Here is a 17,955-nt window from a genome sequence, read left to right as displayed (position 1 = left end):
ACGGTCTCTGTTGGTTAAGTCATCACCATCGTAGTCTACGCGTCTACGGTCGGTCCTTCAGAGGGAGGGTCGACGAAGGCGCGTGGTTGGTTCGTCCCTTGGTCGAAGGTGAGCTTACCGATCTTGGTCCGTGGCTGGACCAACCAGTTCCGTAAATTGGTGATGGTCTCGATCCAGTTAATTAAGATATTTAAAATAACAGAAACATCAGTTCTACTAATCACGATTAGAGAGTATTTTTGAAATTTTATTTCGATATCAATCTCCCAGATTTTTGAGATCATTGTAAAGGCTATAAATAGAAAATAAACTTAACGTCGAAGCGATCCCAAAACCAATGAGGAAAGAAAGTGTGAGCGGTAGAAGGCCCTGACCTTTGACGAATATATACTCATACAAGAATAACGGAATATTAGCGGAACCGTAGTCCACCACTATAAACGCGAGAAAGAGAATCAAAAGAATAGATCCTACAATCGAGACTACTGCTAGCCGGAATATGTAACTCAGGAACGTGCTGATGAAGGTTTGAATCGGATGACCATTCGTATAATCCCGTGTCGGAATTCGGTCCATTATAACTCCAAAAAACTGCCAGCCGGCTACAGCTGATAAAAGAGATAGGAGCAAGGTGAGTGCCCGGGGGAGTGATAAGGTGATATAAGAAATTACTGCAGTGAGGAGTATCAAAGATGTTGAAAAAAGAACGAGTTCGAAGTGACGATACCCAGTAGAGTCTGTAAAATGGAGTTTCGAAAATTCTGCATCTTCATACACCCGTTTCAGGATCTGGATGGCAACGAGAAGGAATATTGAAAGGCTGGCTACAACGCCTACATTAATGTAATTTTCATCTACTCCTTGAAAGTTTAATCTAAATGTGGTCAAATATATCGAAATAGCTCCGAAGACACCCATTACAGCGAATAGTTGGTAGTTATCAATAAGGAATTCACCAACGTCGAATAGAGGTTCGTCGGATGGTTCAAGAGGATTAGAAACATCTATATCGCGCTCTTCAAGTTCCTTTCTGGTTTCTTCAGCGAGATCTTCGATATCGGGCTCTACCATACAAATCGGGACTGCGTGAAATTACACTGGATGCGGTGATAAAGCTTTGAGCAAATAGCGCCAAGACAGATGTGTGAGCTATGTTTAATTAGTTTGTAGTGAGAAGGTCTATTGCACCCGATCACTCGGGAGCAGGTCTAATAATAGCAGTTCTGGCTGCAGTGGATTACTCTTGTGAGATTTAATCCTCAAAATACACTCGGCACAACCGCCAATATAACCCCTGCGACAATTGCCGGCCACTCAGTACCGGAATTCCAATCCCGTGATCCGGTATGGACTAACAGAATTCCCAAGGCAATCACCGCGCCTGTAGTCTGGACGACCAGGAACTCAGTCATGCTTTCCACAACAACAGGCACAACTTTCGTAATAAGTCCCGAAACCACGGTCATCACACCGATCCGGAACACGAGAATCCGATCTTTCGATCCAAACCGGTAGCTCCCAGACTTGGCATACCCGTCGCCCTGCTCGTAGAGTATTTCGGCTACAAACCCAATCAGCACACCCTGGATTCCGAGCATCACGATCCAGCTCCATCCTGAAAATATTCCCTCGATCAATCGAAACGCCGAGGTTACGATTGTACTGTCGAGGTAGAGCCCAAGCCCGGAGCCAACGGCTACGGTGAGGAAATATATCTGCCATGGTTTGTGGGTGCTCGCTTCGATTCGCTGGTGAATTTCGGTGAGTTTCATATACACCCTACATCACCGTTTTAACAACTATACCCGTCGCTCAGTGGCCGGTTGGGAACCGCCAAGCCAGGGTTGGCAGCCGACCACTCAAAGAGATATTTAATATTATATCAGTTCTGGTGAAGAATGACATATGACCGATACAGAACTCCCCGAGTTCATAGAACAAGATCTCTTAGTCGACATGAAAGACGTCGAAGTTCCCGATCAGGCATTCCTGAAGTGTTTCGTACAGGCGAAAAAACCGTTCCTCTCTAAATCGGCCGTCGCAGAGGTGACTGGACTTAGCGGTGAGGCGACTCGAAACCGATTAAATTCACTCGTCGACCGAGGCATCTTGTTGAGCGCAGAAGCCGGAAAGCAGACCAAAATCTACTGGCTCAACGATCCACGATCCCGGTGGCCAGTCCCAAATGATATCGAGCCCGCCGGATCTGATAGTAACGATTCGCTGGCTCAGACTATCGTTCGAATCAACCGTTTGTCGACGTTCGCAATGTTGTACGCCGTCACATTCGCCAGTCTCTATGTTCTTGAGTGGCTGAGTGGACTTGCAGTCACTGATGGCATATTCGAGGTTACGTTGAACTGGGATCTAATGGCACTCCTTGCGTTCGCACTCATGGGGGTAGTATTCTACATTGGCCTCCAGACATCTCTACTCGTGGAGAATGAGGATGCAGGCTGGCCAACCATTCGGCGAGTGTACCGACACGTTGCAGAGTAACCAATCACTCTATTTTCAACGGAATCCCCGATGACATCCGTCGACAAACTCCGTGACTGTCTGGCGAGTGTCTTGAGGCAGGTCGTTGATAAGGAAGGGCGACAGCAGGTCGACCAAGCGATTGCTTTGATCAATGAACTCTCTGGGCCCGAATTGCTGGAGTGTCTAGTGTATGGGTGCACGGGGCTGCCAGAGCGGAATCTCGACCACGATTGCCGGCGTGGGTCACCTGAGTCGACTGCACGATATCCAGACGACGATTTGCAGGCTCTGTGAACCCCTCAGAAATAGATGGCAAAGCGATTCAGTCGTTCTCTGCCTACAGCCCCAGTACTTTGTATGTTACAGTATTCGACAACACTGTGCCTGAGACCACAATAGAGGCCCACCTGCAAGAAATTGAGGAGCGACTGGCTGATGTTAACCGACCACCAGCAACCACATTAGACATTCTTGGGGAAGCCAAACGCGAACGATACTGGGAGAACCTGCTTGTCTATTTTCTTGACCCCGAAAACCCTCATGGATTCGGAACAGATGTTCTTAGAGTATTCCTACAAGCACTTGCTGAACACGAGGAGACTGTGCTTCCACTTCAACAGTCCAAGCTCGGAGAGGTCAAGGTTCAATCGCAGGTTCCTACCGGCAAGGGGCCTTTTGATATCTTCTTGTGGAGCAAAGATGCCTGGTACGTCGTTATCGAGTTGAAAGTCGCTGCAGCTGAAACGAGAACTCAAACAAAACGATATGCCCAGGCCTCAAAGCTGGGCGACCTCAACGTGAGCCGACACGATGGGACGAGTGAGTACGTTTACCTCGCCCCCCGAAGTGCAGGTGCATCGACATCTGAGACATTCGTCGATGTATCATGGGAGCACATCGTCCCCTATCTCGAAGATGTACTGACGACAAGTCATGGCCAATATCCATCGAAAAGTCACGCCCAGCTCGCTGATTACCTCGACACAATAAGACAGACACTCAATATGGACGATTTCACCACCATCTCAGAAGAGACGAAACTGTACACCGAATACTCCGATACGATTGATCGACTCGTTAAGGCCTACAAAAACGATAAAGCCAAGATTTTCAATCACCTTCAGACGGCTTTTCTCGATGCACTAGACGGCCCCAAAAAAGACTGGACAGTAAACAATCGACCGAAGACGTACATCAACTTCGCCAAAATAAACTGGGAGAACGTGGCGGGTAATGTCCGAATCGAATATGAACCCCATGTCCATCTCAACCGCGATCATCCAGAAATTCGGCTCCGCCTCGATATCGAAAATTCAGGAAATCAGCAAATAAGAGAAGAGTTCAGCGAGAAACTAGGTCAGGAAGACTGGGAAGCATTAGAAGACGCCGACTGGGAAGTCGTTGATGGTAGCTACGCGTATCTCGCAAAATCAGTTCCGTTCGATACGGAACATCCAGCGGACTCAATTCGTCGTACTATCCAAGAACTCAATGGTCTCCGTGCAATCGTTGAGCCATATATCGACGGAATCGTGCAAGAACATCAGAATAGCACCCACTAGGACCCGTCGACGAACTGCGTGATCGGTTGTCCGTCGCCGCAACCAGTGCCGTCGACGCTGCTACGCGTGAGCATATCGAGACAGCGATCACACTGGTTGAGGACCTCTCGGGACCAGACCTGTTGGAGTGTCCCGTGTGTGGGCGTGTGGGTCTCCCAGCACGGATCGTCGACCACGATTTATCTACCGCCAGAGAATTTTTTCGTGCCCCAAGGGGTGCGGACACTCATCATGAGTGTCCCATCCCAAATGACTCAAACCGCACTTGAGAGACTCAGTCCAACGAATCGCGTCCTCAAACGAGCCCAGTACGAAGCCTTCGCGTTCTCGCTGTACGACGGTGATGTCCTCATTCGTAATGAGAGCCATCTCAACCCTGCGGATCACGAATACCGTGTCACCATCGTCGACGGGATACCAACGACCTGCGAATGCCCTGCAGACAAGCGATTTGAAGGCCCGTGCAAGCACCGAACAGCAATCGCGATCCGACCAACCATCCTGGATGTGGCTACCCAGATGCAGTTGGTCGCAGACGGCGGGGTGACTACCAAGAAGGCACCACTCGAACCAGAAGACGACACTGAACTCCAGGAGTGCGACTGCCAGTACCTCAACGACGACTTTCCGTGTTGGGACTGTGTGAAGACTGGTCGACGCGAACTTCCTGAGTAGACCGCCCCGCGTATTTTTTCACCCCCTGAGGTGTGCGGGGTGTGCAGAAAGCACTTCGCGTGTTTAGGATGGCTACCAGAGAAATCTACGGACAAACGTTCGATGAGGATGTATCGAGTGATCAATCTGCTACCTGTGTTGAATGCGGTGGTCAGATACGCACAAACAGCATTGAAACGGCCTGCGAGGACTGTGGCCTCATTATCGATGAACAGCGGATTGACCACGGCCCAGACTGGCGGAGCTACAACGAGAAGACAGACTCACAAAGTCGAGTGGGGCCACCGCGTACAGTGGCGCGTCACGACAACGGCTTGTCGACCGAGATTGGCCGATGGAGAGATGGAAACGGTAACCAGCTCGCTGGATCGAAGCGCAGTCGACTCTCCAGGATGCGCCGGGAGCACAGCCGTGGCCGATTCGGGTCGAAATCAGAACGGAACCTTGCACACGGGCTCGGTGAGGTCCGTCGAATCACGAGTGTCCTTGATCTCGCTGAGTCGATCCGTAACCAAGCCTGTCAGCTCTTCCGAAGTGCTCAAAACGAGGATCTCCTTCGCGGTCGGTCAATCGAAGCGATAGCCGCAGGAAGTGTGTATAGTGCTTGCCGGTGCAACGGGCTCGGACGAACAATCGACGAGATCGCGGCGTTGGCCCGAGTGAATCAGCAGCGAGTGATGAACGCGTACAAAGTACTGAACCAGGAACTCGGACTGCCCACCCAACCCATTCGGCCAAGTGGGTTCGTCCCACGGCTTGCATCCGAACTCGGCGTTTCGGATCAGGTTCGACATCGAGCCCAGCGGTTGGCAGAACACTCGGAGACAGTCGACAAGACTGTGGGTGTCCGTCCTTCTGGGTTCGCAGCAGCGTGTCTCTACTGTGCTAGTCAGGAATACGGACATCCGCTCACACAACGGTCAGCCGCCGATGCTGCAAATGTGACGCCAACAACTGTCCGAGCACATCGAGATACGATTGAAGGACTACCTCTCTGAACGAGTTTCTGAGAGTGCGAAACTGATTCACTTCTATGCGATGTATTCGGCTACAATGAATGGGTTTGAGTCTCAAGTATATACGCGAAGACGGACCAACCACTGTCAGACTACGTATGAAGGATCATCAATCTGATTTTGAGGAGCTCCGACCGCTTGGCGAATCGACGTCGACTCCTGATGCTGAACTGGCAGAGCGTGTCGACAATGAGGTCGACGATTCTACTACCGAATACCCTCCAGGATACCCAGACGAGATCGCTCCAACCGAGTGTGAATGTGCTTCTTGTGGAACCTCGACCCCCGCTACGCAAACGAAGTGCGAATTCTGTCTCACCTATCACCTCGATGGATCTGATGACGAGCAGAACCGCTCAACAGAAGAGTCGACACTCCTCCACGTGGTCCATCTGCTCGTCGAGGCCTCAACGTTCTATGCTGCGGTGGCAAAGGGATCTGCAGCAGCAACGCTGCTTTCCAAGCCTGACAAAGACCCCGCAGTCGACGATTGCGAAATGATCTACGATCTCGATGAAGCACCTGCGGTACAGATAGCTGACCGCTGGCCCTCACTTCCCGAGGCAGTATGAATCACGTCTAAACAGGGCCAACAGTTGCTCGCTGCTGCTCGTGATCGGACCATGTGGACAAATGAACCACAGTCGCCTCGTGAGGACCGACATGGGACGTTTCTGTACGATGAGGCTGGATATGCGATCACCGAGACAAGCCAGCTCACGAGTAAGCTAGAGGATCCAGACGATCTTTGGTTAGTCCCCGCAATTGCCCTTCAGGACTCTGTCGACGACACTCACGCAGAGAGCCACCAACCGAGTGTCCCAACGAAACACCGTATGGAGTGCTGGGAGTGTGATCGAGTGACTGAACACCTCTTCAACGAGATCGAGTCCCTACCCTCTGAGGACTGGAGTGGCCAACCGATCTGGGAGTGTCGAGTATGTGGTAAACCTCGCTACGGACCACAGCCAGAATAGAACACTCGACTGGCCCAATCTTAACCTACAATAGCCGTCTCTTCTCAACGTTGTTGGTTAAGATAGTAGAACAACCACTGAGAGACTTACCGAGCCGCCTGCGAGTTTTATTACCCTCTGAGGGGTGCGAGGCCGATCAGAGAGCCTTGTATAAATTGTATGTCCAACTCGCAACACTCGGAAACTGATTCCACAAAATCGTCGACGACCCAATCCCAGCCAGACCAAATAGAGCACGTCGAGCGGAGCGACGTCGGTGTCTCACTCACTGTGCAACTCACTCGTGGGACGGGGACACGGGATCAAGACAAAATAACAGCGAAGGTGAAAGCGAAAACCTTGGAGGAGGCTCGAACCGACATGGAGACTCTTCGAGCATATATTGACGACCTTGCTGAGTCGACACGCCAGATCCAACCAGCAGAGGTACCCAAGTAGCGAGTCGACCTGATTTTTTCATCGCCTCACCAAGGGTAGAGGCGATTTAATTGAGTAAGAGGGTGTCATAGAAAGCGTCACACACGAAGACGCAGGATGTTGGAACTGTGTCTACGAGCGCCAGCATCCTGCAAGAGGAGACTTCTATCGACGAGTTCTTCAATGTAATGGCGACCGAGACGCTCGCGTTGTTCGAGCATCTTGAGTTCGACTTTCTCGAAGAATTCGATGTGTTCGCCCCCGCTCGCCGGGGGCGAACACGAGATCATCACCCACCAGCACTCTTCCGAGCGTTCCTGCACTGCTACTACAAGAACGTCTACGGCATCCGTCCAGTCACGCGAGAACTCCAGAACACGGTCGTCTGGCTCAGCTGTGGCTTCGATCGACCGCCGTCGAGAGACGCGGTCGATCGCTTCCTCACCGACCTCGAACACGTCGTCGACGAGGTCTTCGACCGCCTCGTCGAGCAGGCCGCCTGCCGCGGCCTGCTCGACTTGACCTACTCCATCGATTCCACCGACGTGAGGACGATGCCCGCCGACCAAGACGCGTCGAAAGGCTACGATCCAACCGCCGAAGAGTACTACCACGGCTACGGCTGTACGATCGTCTCGACCGGGCAAAAGATCCCGATTGCCGCGGAGTTCACCGAGAGCAAGCAAGCGCCAGAGGAGACGGCGATGCGCGTCACGTGTGACGCGCTCGCCGTCGAGAAACCGATCTGGATGCTTGGAGACAGCGCCTACGACACGCTCGGCTGGCACGACCACCTGCTGGCCGCAGGGGTCGTGCCAGTCGCTCCGTACAACGCACGAAACACCGACGATCCGAAAGACATCGAGTACAGGGTCGAAGCCCGCATCGACGAACACAGCGAGGACGTTCAGCTGAAGCAATCGACGCTAGACGAGACGTACAACCGCCGGAGTGGAGTCGAACGAACCAACGACGCCGTCAAGGACTGCGGCCTCGGGCACGTTCGCGCCCGAGGCCGCGTCCACGCACGAGCACAAGTGTTCCTCGCGCTGTGCCTTCGTCTCGTTATTGCGATCACCAACGACGAACGCGGAGACAATCCAGGAAGCACCGTCATCACGCTATGAGAACTATTCTATGACACCCTCGAGTAATTCAGCAGATCAGTCCACAGAATCGAGTGGCCTCACCCCACAACAGCGTCTCGAATCGTCGAACACTCGGCTCGTCGACGCAGGCATTGCGACGATCAAGGATATGGAGACGCTGCGGGCGTGTGTCGCCTATGAAAATGCGAACCAACGCCGGGTTCTGATTCTCCATCGTCTCAAGCGACGAGCTGACGAGATCCGGGCCGAAGTCGAATAGAAGAGCACTCACTGACTCATTCTGGGCCCACGCGATGTTAACCAACACTCAGCCGTAACGACGAATTTTGTTGGTTAAGACTGCTACTGATAACGATTTTTTTCTCCCCGAGAGGTGTGCGGGGAGCGAGTTCTCGCAATGATTCAAAATGGCATTATCAGCACGTTCGACCAGTAGCAAAGCCAGCGAGATTGTAGCAGCTCGAGAGACCGACTACGTCGCATTTCTCCACCGCGTTCCCTTCGCGTTAGATGCCTTCAACCTCGGTTTTCTCACCGGCTTTCGAGAAGACTGTACTTACCAGCAAAACCAATACACGGATTTGGAGTTGCCAGTTGGAATGCTTGACAACGACTTCCGGAATCCCGATCTCACTCGATACGTGGAGCGGTTTTTTCGGTACGAACCACAGGTCGGCGTGATCGGTGATGCCTACAGCGTCGACGAGGTCGAGGAATACGTAGCTGCTGCTCGCGATATCCAAGCAAGCTATCCAGAATCAGAGTTGGTGATCGTCCCGAAGTGCCGTGCAGCCATTCATGCAGTACCAGAGGACCTCATCGTGGGATACTCACGGGGATACGCTGACAAGCTAGCTCACGAGTTTTCGGAGCCGACTGATTGGCGTGGTCGACGTGTCCATATTCTCGGAGGGAGTCCATTGAAACAACTCAAGGTGATCCAGCAGCTCACCTGTCCAACGCTGACGGGTGATCCTCCTGCAGATATTGTCGGCCTTGACTGGAATGGCTTGCATCGAGGGGCTCAATTTGGTGAATTCTGGACCGATCGTGGCTGGGACGACAGTGGTCGTGATTCCGATCACGTGACGGTTCGGAAGATCGTACGCTATAGCCTCGGGCAGGTTCGAGAGTTCTGGCAAGCACACGGCGTCTGGCCCGAGTCGACCCTCCAGGATGTCGGTGTCGAGTACGCGTATCGTGGGCCCTCACCGAGCGATATAGAGAGCCCAGCGTGTTCTGAGTGCAGTATGAACGTTTGGTCGACCGAACGTGGACCCTATGTGGCTGAGTACGATACCGGAGACCTCTGTGGGTACTGCAGCTACGACTGTTACTTTACACACCGACATCGGAACCAGCTCGAAGAGCTAGCTGGCGAACAGAGCGTCTACTTCCCACCAGCCTAACCGCAGTATTTTTTCGCGCCCCAAGGGGTGCGGCGCGTTCTGAAGAAGCAGAACTCGTCGTGTGAAAATCATGGCTACAACGAGTGAGACATCGGTTTCCTTCGAGGAGAGCGATACCCGACACGATGAGATGCACAGTACGATCGAACAATGGGTTGATGAGCTCGTCGACCACGTCGATGATGCACAGGAAAGCAAAGAGTTTCAGGAGTGGCTCGATGTCCAGAGTCGCTTCCATGACTACTCGCATCGAAATACCCTGCTCATCAAGCTCCAGTGTCCCGAGGCAACAAGGGTTGCAGGCTACCATACCTGGCGAACCGACTTCGACCGGCATGTCCAGAAGGGCGAGCAGGCAATCTGGATCTGGGCTCCGATCATCGCCAAGCGCTGTCCCAAGTGCAAGAATGCACCCAGCTATCACGACCAAGTCGACTGTGAGTACGACGAGACACCTCCAAGAGAGTGGTCGAAAGGGCTAGTGGGGTTCAGACCTACAACCGTCTTCGATGTCTCTCAGACGGAGGGTGAGCTCCTTCCCGAGTTGGAGACTGCGGCCACTGGGAGTGCTGGTGATCTCGTGGTGAAGCTCACGGGGGTGGCTGAAGACCTCGGTGTGACCGTTCGCATTGTTGAGGGAGAGGAGTGGGAGTACGGAGAGGCGATGGGTGTCTGCAAGTACCGATGTATCCATTCGTTTCACCCCGTTATTGAAGCAAAAGCTCGTGCGAATCAGGCCGATCTCGCCGTGACGTTGATTCATGAGTATGCCCATGCACTGTTGCACTTCGGTGTCGACAGTGAACCCGAGCGGGCAAAACGTGAGGTCGAAGCCGAGGCCGTTGCGTACATCGTCGGTCGATTTTTTGACTTGGATACGAGTGGGTCTGCGTTCTACTTAGCGGCGTGGGAAAACGAGGATTCGGAGGTGATCCAGGACCGTCTCGGTCGGATTAGTTCGACTGCTCAGAAGATCATCGAGGCAGTTTCAAAAATATAGAACTACATATACTCAATTAGGTATCCTGCTTCAGTTCGTTAGAATATATTGTACGTCAACTGCAGCCATCAAATGTACCGCTAGTCGGCATTTCTAAAAATAACCCATCTAAGCCAATTTGAATTGTCACTAAATGTCGATCCCGCTATTCGCAAACGTACTAGAGCGAATCAGCTGCTACGGCTAGCCCTGAAACTTAGCCCAGTAGACCGAGATCATCGATTTTCTCAACAATATTCTCTACAGCAGCAGTCGCATCCTCAGCAAATTTACCACCCGTAATTACGATTTTACCGCTCCCAAAGAGGAGGATTACGACCCCTGGATCTTCCATTCGGTAGACGAGTCCAGGAAACTGTTCGGGTTCATACTCAACATCCTCCAACCCAAGCCCGATCGCGAGTGCATTCAAATTAAGATCATAACCGAGGTCTGCACTCGAAACAATGTTTTGGACGGTGATCTCTGGAGAGTCAGTGACTGGGATACCTAACTCACGAAGCTTCTCAAAAATTATCTCGAGGGCCTCGTGGACATCATCAACACTTGCAGCGCCGGTACAGACGATTTTCCCGGAGCGAAAAATCAGTGCTGCAGCTTTTGGATCTTGTGTCCGATCAACGAGTCCAGGAAAGTTGTCTGGGTTGAATTCGGCACCGGGAATATCGTCGACAAGTGTTTCGAGATCAAGTTCCTGATCGATTCCAGTTGATGCAACAACGTTCTGAATTTCAATTGTCTCTGTAGGTGCGGTCATAAATTAATGTAACCTAGTTACGGATATGGTATTATAAAGGGAGGACAAAATCAGTCGACCTCGGTTGGATTAATTGGATTCTCACTCTTAGGAAGTTAGCGTACCTTGATCTGGAGGAGGACACTAATTTAGTCGTGATTAAGGAGTCTGTCGATATGCTTTGTATATTCGAGATTATTTTTCGCCCAGCGCATACACATCACCAGCCTGGGTGGCAACGATCACGATGCCATTAGTGATCGCTGGCGCTCTCTGGATGCCTCCGAGACCGAAGTCACTGAAAGATCGATTACGGGTCTCAAAGGACCACCACTCTGTGCCATCAGTCAGAGAAAGTGCCCGCAATATCCGTCTATCGCCGAAATACACACCATCTCCAGCAATTACCGGTTCAGTAGCCCTTGTACTCGTGTCGACAGTCCAGTCTCTGTTTCCCGCAGTGTCGACCGCGATAAGTCCCTCACCGGTCGGCACGATAATGCGATTTTCAGCCATAGCGACTGACCGACGGACAGAGCCCGGGAGGTCAATACTCCAGTCTTTAGATCCATCCTGTAGGTCCAGCGAGTACAGCGTTCCGGCCTGCGTACCGACCACAACACGATTGTCCGCAATAGTAGGTGCCGCTGTCGTCTCACCATCGGTATCGAACTGCCAGAGTCGTTCGCCCGAAACGGCGTCGTAGCTGACGACCTGAGGGGTTCCCGCTCCGTAGACGACTGTCTCACCGGTCACCGCTGGCGTCGAAGCGTACTCACCAAGGGTGTGACGCCATCGCTCAGTACCGTCGTGATCGAACGCCGCCACAGATGTGGTCCCGAGGCCCCCACCAACCAAGACACCGTCTTCGGTCACAGCTGGTGAGCTGTTTATGTCGGCATCTGTGAGGGCTCGCCATGTGATATCACCGCTGTCGGCGTCGACTGCCGCCAGTCCCCGGTCTTCGTTCTCCCCGCCGTTCCAAACTGTGACGTAAACCGTCCCGTCGTACACTGCTGGTGTCGAAGAACCGTCGTGGCCGACATCAGTGATCCATTGGCGCTGCCCTGTCGCACGGTCAAGTTGGACGAGTTTTCCCCCGAAGGAGACATACACCCGGTCATCAACAACGACCGGTTGGGAGTGGTCGTATCGATGGGGTGTCCGACGCCAGTATGTCGTCACTCCATCCGTCGGCCCTGTTGCATCGAGATTTCCTGTATGTTCGGGAGAGCCCTGAAATTGCGGAATCACACCGCCAATATCGCCACCAATCGGAACCTCACGGTTCATGATCGGTGTCGTGGCGGGTTTGGCTCCGTCGTTTCCGCTGTCCCCGAGACAGCCCGCAATCCCAGTGAGGCTGGTGCTTGCGAGGACTCCAAGGACAGACCGTCTGTTCATAGCTTCAGAAACTGTTGTACGTGGTAAATGTCTTCTGTAGGGTCATATCGCTCCACTTAGTTGGTATTGATGTACAGGCCATACCGGTAGAATTCGTCGTTGTACCAGAGTTGTTTGCCATTCTCTGCTGTGTCGACCGCTCCAAGTCCGAGAAGATCAAGCAGCCTCTCAAATGCCTCAGTTATTGGAGCCTCTTCTGTGTAGGTCTCTTCGGCAATCGCCTGCTCGAGGATCTCTTGTGGTTCTGCTGGCAACGCATCTGGAGAGAGTTCCGTATCGATCCGAGAGCCGAAGACAACCTTGCGGAAGTCGCTCTGGGAGCTTGCCACCTCAACAGCAAAGGCGGTATGAGCGGTTTCTGTGAGTTGCTCCGTCGTGATGTCGACACGGTAGGCCCACGCCCCGCTATCGGTCATGGTCACGACTTGTTCATTTAATTCACCGCTTGCGAGTCGACTCTCACGTTCGCTCGGCCACCGTAACACATACCCGTCGTCTCGAAGCAACTCTGCAGTGCCTGATTCTCCACCACTCACAGTATATGAGTGCAGTATTTTTATGATTCGAGCACTCGGTCGGTCTAGCGTCTCAACCAGAATCGAATCATCAGGTACCTGCTCTTGTGGGACGGTCTCAACGCGAACTATCTGTCGCTCTATCTGCTGTCGACCAGTGACGACGTATTTGGTCTGATAATACGATCCCTCGTACTCTACGTAGGCGTCGGTCGGCAATGGTTCAAAGCCATACGTCGTGTGTCGTCCCTCTGGGAGAATATTCTCAAGGGCAGTTTGTGCAGGCCCGCCGAACAAGGAGCTATTATCTGGTTCGTAGAGGGCATACTCGACAGGTGAGCTCTCAATCCGATCAATATCGAGGGTATACTCCTTAGTTGTGCCTTGAGATCCAAAATTGGTATCGTTCAGACAACCTGTGAGAGTCGTGAGAGCCACAGTCCCAGTTGCTTGGAGTGTACGTCGACGAGTGAGAGTCATACCAAAACGAGCAGCGACTGCTATTTTGTTCTGTTGGAAATGTTGGGTTTTATTTTTAAAGTATGAGTCGACGTTGAAGCTGGGATATCGACCAGTCGACGCGGCGTTGAACCCGTGTTCTTGCTGCAATGTGATTGAGTACTTACTTGTATGATGACTCGGGACAGTTTATGATGAAACGGCGACAACTTTCGAAAATGGCAGCAGGGGCCACTGTCATCGGATCATCACTGCTGTCTGGATGCCTAGGTATGTTGCAGGGATCCGACGACGATTCCAACACAGACGCTCCTAGCCTATACCGAACCAAGTACGATTGGTGTGTTCCAGGAGATCTGGAAGTCGACAGTGTGGTAGGGGATACAGTACTCGGTCGGAGAGATATTACCGAACGCAGATCGGAGACGAGGGAAGCTATCGCCCTGAGTGCTGAGACCGGATCGATTACATGGAGCTATGAAACCGAACGAGACGTTGATCACTTTACTGCCGTCACAGTTGACGATGGAATATACCTCACCCGGGGTGGCCCCCAAGACGGCAACGGAGTGGTTGCTCTCAATATGGACGGCACGAAGCGCTGGATCGTGAACACTGCAGTCGGTTACGAGCGTCCACGTGTAGCCAACGACACAGTCTACGTCGCCGACAGCCGGGTGTACGCATTTGATGTAGCTTCAGGAGATCTACGCTGGGAGTACAACCTACAGGGTAGTAGATTGTCGCCGACAATCGTCGACGTCACCGACACTGTCGTTGTCGAAACGGGCTACACAGTCCTCGGACTCGATCCGACTGCGGGAACCGTGCGGTGGGAGTTCGAAACCGGCGATCAAGTGATAGGGGAAGTTCAGCTCTCGGACGGAATCAGTTACGTTATGACCAGTGATCGGATCGCTGCGAGTTCGGACGGTGCCGAGCAGTGGCGCACAGAATTCGACACTACTACTGCACAAACAGGCGAGAGTATTGTCGGGACCACGTCTGATCGTGTGTTCGTCTTTACAAGCGGTGATGACGGAGACGCCCACCAACTCCAGGCTTTCGAGGTTGCAACCGGCGAGCGATCCTGGACCTCCGAGCCGATCCAACCGATTGTCCAACCAGATTTTGAATGGACTCCGAGGACAACTGTATACGGAGACATCGCCTATCTCGGTGGCGAGACGCTCCGTGCAATAGACGCGACAACTGGAGACGAACTCTGGCAGGCGTCAGTCGGCGATGGGCCGATCAAAACGCTGACCGTCATCAATAACGGCGCTGAGGCCGATCACACCGTGTTCGTTCAAGGGGGCGAGACACAGCTCGCAACGTTCACCCCAGACGGCGAGCAGACGTGGAGCCACTCGGTCAACGCCCCTGATCGGGTCTCTGCGATAGGGGAGTACGTGTTCGTTGGGACGGACAACGAGATCTGCTCGCTGAATCGACTGGAAAAGTCGTAATTCACTGTTGGTTAGGCACGGTTGTCTCTACCTTGTCGATATAATTACAGTGACTATCGCCACTTGAGTTCAGTTTAGAATTCTACTTACAGGATCTACCCGAATGCCTCATCTGTGTTTTTCAGACGACCCATTCCCCAATCTGTATACGGTACCACTCACCATTGTACTGGACGTACTCTACTTGATCACTGGAGGTATTGGTCTCAAGCAAAGACAGTGTGGTTCTGAGTTCGTCGACTGCTGTGCGCTGGTGGGGTGGTGCAACGTTCTCATCTGAGCCACTCAGACAGATATCTGTTTCACCACCGTTTGTTTTCGTCATCTAAAGGAGTTTCGTGGCGTTCTCACTAAGTTCGGGAGTCGAGCACCGTTCTCCTTGAGGATGTAGTCGACAAAGTTCCAATCTTAGGAGAAAATATATACTCATGGACATCAATTCATTTTCATGAAGAGACGAACTCTCGTTGGTCTCACTGTTGGGGTCTCGACTGGATTCAGTGGATGTCTGTCTCAGGTGCTTGGTGGCTGCCCTGGGGTCGGTGAGATTGAAGTATTTGTTGCAGGTGATGTGCCAAAAGGTGTAGACGTTCTCGATGGAGCATCAGAGCAATTTGTTGATTCTAAATATCTTTCTCAAGCACTTTCAGAAGCCGAAGAAAATTATGAACCAGAAATGGCAGGTGTCAGTACTAGTATCAATACCTCAAATGAGACAAATCATAGCGAAGTTGATGACGGTCTTGATGATCAATCGTTTCGAGATCCTGATGCACGGGTAGCGAGAGTCTCAAGCCAAGAAATGTATTCGGACGGTACAGTGGAAGGAGTCATTGGGTTTAGGGAAGAGACGTATGTGAGATACAACAATCGCACCTACATAATGACGTATGGAGAAATTGTCTGCTGAGATGTGCGTGTTGACTATTTAGCTGAAAGTGGCGCTAAACCCCTTTTCGTCGACCAGTGAGACCGACACCCTCCGCTAAGAGTTCGTGTGATCGTAGTGTAGCGTCATGGTCGGCAATGACATCCTAGATCATAACGTGGTACTTCATCTACGCCCTCGGAGAGACATACCATCAGGGATATCTTGGTCAGTACATCCTAGACCGTTCAGAGGAAATGCCGGATGCGACCGTCTCAGCCGCGTCGACCGTCCAGCCGGATAACAGCGATTACCGGGTGATGTTGCCGCTGTCGAACCCCCGGACCGAGAAGAACCTGATCAAACTCGGGAGCCTGCTGGCGAAAGCTAAAGGCGGCAATGTGGTCGCCACACACATCGTCCAATTGCCTGACCAGACGCCTCTTCACGGAGGTTCAGAACATGTCGACCGGATCGACGCTGATCGTAGGTCAAATTTGTCGCTGCTCTATCTTGTAGACAACCCCCTACCGAGCGGGAAGACGGTGAAACGTTCCTCGCTGAGTAGGCCGCAGATCATAATCTCGATGATGCAAGCCAGATCGTCGATGATTCCGGCGATGTCGAGGATGCAATTGCCCGCCATGCCGAGGACCACTCGATGGTTATGATCGGGGCCGCACAGGAGGGGCTACTTTCGCGGTTAGTCCATGGCTCGCTGGCCTTCAAGGTACTCAACGACGTCGAATCGTCAGTTCTGTTGGCCGACCGGCCACAATCTCGCTCGTTGGCTGACTGATTGTTCGGGCGCTAACTGGACCTACCCAATAGCCCTCATCGATTTTACCTACGATTCAGAGAATCAACCTCGTTGAGGGCTTCTGTAGCAACATCACCTAACTCCCCAGCCTCAATATGTGAATACCGCTCACGGACCATCTCCTCTGAATTGTCGAGATACCGGGCAGCGACTGTATACCCGAACGTGCGAACGAGGACCTCACCCATACCACGCCGGCCACCGTGGGGCGCGAGGTAGTCGTGTTTCGGATGGTCGATATCAATCTTTGCAGCCTCTGAAAGCCGCTGAAGAATCGACCGTGCACCGTCAGTCGTGATCGACGGTGGCCGAATATCATTATCGAGCGCCAGCAGTAGGTCGCGAGCGTACTTCTGTCGACACTCAGTAATTGCTTTCGAGCGTTCCCCTCGGTCAGTTAGCTCATCCTGGACGAGCCCTGCGAGTGTCCGTTGGTCGAACGTCGGAAACACCGGCCAACGCTCTGTCGGCGGGTCCATCAGCTGGCGATAGCTCCGCAGCGGCGTAATAACCGGGTCGGGGAGACTCGCGGCGTCCCACTGCTGTTTCTTCCGGTAGACGTCCATACTCCCGTCGTCGAGCGAAAGTTCCTCCCAGCGGACGCCACGTCGACGCGGATCGTTCGGGTCCCGAAGAAGTTCCCCGACCCGAACGGCGGTGTATGCTAGGACGAACACCAAGGCTCGGTCTCGGGCAGCTCTCAGGGCAGTATATCTAGCTTGTTGCTTCTCACGTGGGTCGACATCCTCTGAGAGTGTAGTGAGTGCCTCGATGGCATTACGGGCTTGTTCGTCGACGTGACGGGTAAGTGCGTGACGCTGCTCGGAGGTCCAAGCCTGCTGGTCACCGGGCTTGCGACCGTCGTCATCAGGGAGTGGCGCGGTCGCACTGGCCCGCTGGGCGTAGTGTGCTTCAAGATAGCCTTCGTTGACACACCAGCCGCACCACGTCAAGTTACGAACGACACAAAACGTTCACGGCCTCTCTTCACCCGGTATATTCCTGTATCAAATTTTCAGCTGATGTTACACTGTCTTA

19 protein-coding genes and 1 pseudogene are annotated in these 17,955 nt (G+C 52.7%); 13 read left to right on the top strand and 7 right to left on the bottom strand.

Features of this window, described 5'->3' with window-relative positions; genetic code table 11:
• Nucleotides 1-258 precede the first annotated feature (258 nt).
• Nucleotides 259-1,071: a hypothetical protein gene (locus HLAC_RS16605; RefSeq protein ID WP_012660144.1), complete on the bottom strand. Its 813-nt coding sequence runs from the start codon at nt 1,069-1,071 to the stop codon at nt 259-261.
• 188 nt (nt 1,072-1,259) lie between these two features.
• Entirely contained in the window at nt 1,260-1,772 is a 513-nt protein-coding gene (locus tag HLAC_RS16600; RefSeq protein ID WP_012660143.1) for a hypothetical protein, read from the bottom strand.
• Between the two features lie 133 nt (nt 1,773-1,905).
• Between HLAC_RS16600 and HLAC_RS16595 the strand changes: the two genes are divergently transcribed.
• Together HLAC_RS16595 and HLAC_RS16585 are read left to right on the top strand one after the other, a co-directional pair.
• Complete coding sequence (locus tag HLAC_RS16595) at nt 1,906-2,499, top strand: hypothetical protein (protein WP_012660142.1); 594 nt, start codon at nt 1,906-1,908, stop codon at nt 2,497-2,499.
• A gap of 272 nt (nt 2,500-2,771) precedes the next feature.
• Nucleotides 2,772-4,043: a PD-(D/E)XK nuclease family protein gene (locus tag HLAC_RS16585; protein WP_012660140.1), complete on the top strand. Its 1,272-nt coding sequence runs from the start codon at nt 2,772-2,774 to the stop codon at nt 4,041-4,043.
• Here the strand turns inward: HLAC_RS16585 and HLAC_RS16580 are convergent.
• Nucleotides 4,040-4,219 carry a hypothetical protein gene (locus tag HLAC_RS16580; RefSeq protein WP_012660139.1) on the bottom strand — a complete coding sequence of 60 codons (180 nt, stop codon included), beginning with the start codon at nt 4,217-4,219 and terminating at the stop codon, nt 4,040-4,042. The two genes, HLAC_RS16585 and HLAC_RS16580, sit on opposite strands and share 4 nt — an antisense overlap.
• A gap of 55 nt (nt 4,220-4,274) precedes the next feature.
• Here HLAC_RS16580 and HLAC_RS16575 point away from each other — a divergent pair, with 55 nt between their 5' ends.
• The 8 genes from HLAC_RS16575 to HLAC_RS16550 all read left to right on the top strand — a co-directional run bounded on the left by HLAC_RS16575 (nt 4,275) and on the right by HLAC_RS16550 (nt 10,646).
• Nucleotides 4,275-4,718 (top strand): SWIM zinc finger family protein, encoded by a 444-nt coding sequence (locus HLAC_RS16575; protein WP_241211170.1) that lies wholly within the window; start codon nt 4,275-4,277, stop codon nt 4,716-4,718.
• A 68-nt stretch (nt 4,719-4,786) separates the two neighbouring features.
• A complete protein-coding gene (locus tag HLAC_RS18385) occupies nt 4,787-5,716 on the top strand; it encodes a transcription initiation factor IIB (protein ID WP_012660137.1) in 930 nt (309 codons plus the stop codon).
• A 116-nt stretch (nt 5,717-5,832) separates the two neighbouring features.
• Nucleotides 5,833-6,306, top strand: coding sequence for a hypothetical protein (locus HLAC_RS19885; protein WP_321163928.1), 474 nt, complete (start codon nt 5,833-5,835; stop codon nt 6,304-6,306).
• Between the two features lie 555 nt (nt 6,307-6,861).
• Complete coding sequence (locus HLAC_RS19725; protein ID WP_394296237.1) at nt 6,862-7,149, top strand: DUF7389 domain-containing protein; 288 nt, start codon at nt 6,862-6,864, stop codon at nt 7,147-7,149.
• Between the two features lie 167 nt (nt 7,150-7,316).
• A complete protein-coding gene (locus tag HLAC_RS16570; protein ID WP_015911568.1) occupies nt 7,317-8,255 on the top strand; it encodes a transposase in 939 nt (312 codons plus the stop codon).
• Nucleotides 8,256-8,265: 10 nt separating this feature from the next.
• Nucleotides 8,266-8,496, top strand: a complete 231-nt coding sequence (locus HLAC_RS19720; RefSeq protein ID WP_012660134.1) for a DUF8129 domain-containing protein — start codon at nt 8,266-8,268, stop codon at nt 8,494-8,496.
• 148 nt (nt 8,497-8,644) lie between these two features.
• Entirely contained in the window at nt 8,645-9,646 is a 1,002-nt protein-coding gene (locus HLAC_RS18365; RefSeq protein ID WP_012660133.1) for a DUF6610 family protein, read from the top strand.
• A 70-nt stretch (nt 9,647-9,716) separates the two neighbouring features.
• Nucleotides 9,717-10,646, top strand: a complete 930-nt coding sequence (locus HLAC_RS16550) for an ArdC-like ssDNA-binding domain-containing protein (protein WP_012660132.1) — start codon at nt 9,717-9,719, stop codon at nt 10,644-10,646.
• A gap of 196 nt (nt 10,647-10,842) precedes the next feature.
• Here HLAC_RS16550 and HLAC_RS16545 read toward each other — a convergent pair whose 3' ends face one another.
• From HLAC_RS16545 to HLAC_RS16535, 3 genes are all read right to left on the bottom strand, one after another.
• Nucleotides 10,843-11,403 (bottom strand): TATA-box-binding protein, encoded by a 561-nt coding sequence (locus HLAC_RS16545; RefSeq protein ID WP_012660131.1) that lies wholly within the window; start codon nt 11,401-11,403, stop codon nt 10,843-10,845.
• Between the two features lie 174 nt (nt 11,404-11,577).
• Nucleotides 11,578-12,786, bottom strand: a complete 1,209-nt coding sequence (locus tag HLAC_RS16540) for an outer membrane protein assembly factor BamB family protein (RefSeq protein WP_012660130.1) — start codon at nt 12,784-12,786, stop codon at nt 11,578-11,580.
• 56 nt (nt 12,787-12,842) lie between these two features.
• Nucleotides 12,843-13,739: a hypothetical protein gene (locus HLAC_RS16535; RefSeq protein ID WP_241211169.1), complete on the bottom strand. Its 897-nt coding sequence runs from the start codon at nt 13,737-13,739 to the stop codon at nt 12,843-12,845.
• Between the two features lie 239 nt (nt 13,740-13,978).
• Here HLAC_RS16535 and HLAC_RS16530 point away from each other — a divergent pair, with 239 nt between their 5' ends.
• The 3 genes from HLAC_RS16530 to HLAC_RS16520 all read left to right on the top strand — a co-directional run bounded on the left by HLAC_RS16530 (nt 13,979) and on the right by HLAC_RS16520 (nt 16,768).
• Nucleotides 13,979-15,229, top strand: a complete 1,251-nt coding sequence (locus HLAC_RS16530; RefSeq protein WP_169304939.1) for an outer membrane protein assembly factor BamB family protein — start codon at nt 13,979-13,981, stop codon at nt 15,227-15,229.
• Between the two features lie 448 nt (nt 15,230-15,677).
• On the top strand, nt 15,678-16,139 hold the full coding sequence (locus tag HLAC_RS19030) for a hypothetical protein (RefSeq protein WP_141104814.1): 462 nt from the start codon (nt 15,678-15,680) through the stop codon (nt 16,137-16,139).
• A 215-nt stretch (nt 16,140-16,354) separates the two neighbouring features.
• Nucleotides 16,355-16,768 (top strand): adenine nucleotide alpha hydrolase family protein, encoded by a 414-nt coding sequence (locus HLAC_RS16520; protein ID WP_049933934.1) that lies wholly within the window; start codon nt 16,355-16,357, stop codon nt 16,766-16,768.
• Nucleotides 16,769-16,940: 172 nt separating this feature from the next.
• On the opposite strand, the pseudogene HLAC_RS16515 reads toward HLAC_RS16520, so the two are convergent.
• Nucleotides 16,941-17,864, bottom strand: a pseudogene (locus HLAC_RS16515) (site-specific integrase); the annotation flags it as partial.
• Between the last annotated feature and the right edge of the window lie 91 nt (nt 17,865-17,955).

This window comes from Halorubrum lacusprofundi ATCC 49239, assembly GCF_000022205.1.
GTDB lineage: Archaea > Halobacteriota > Halobacteria > Halobacteriales > Haloferacaceae > Halorubrum > Halorubrum lacusprofundi.
Note: the sequence above shows the minus strand (reverse complement) of the source record. Positions and strands in the feature narration are given on the sequence as shown.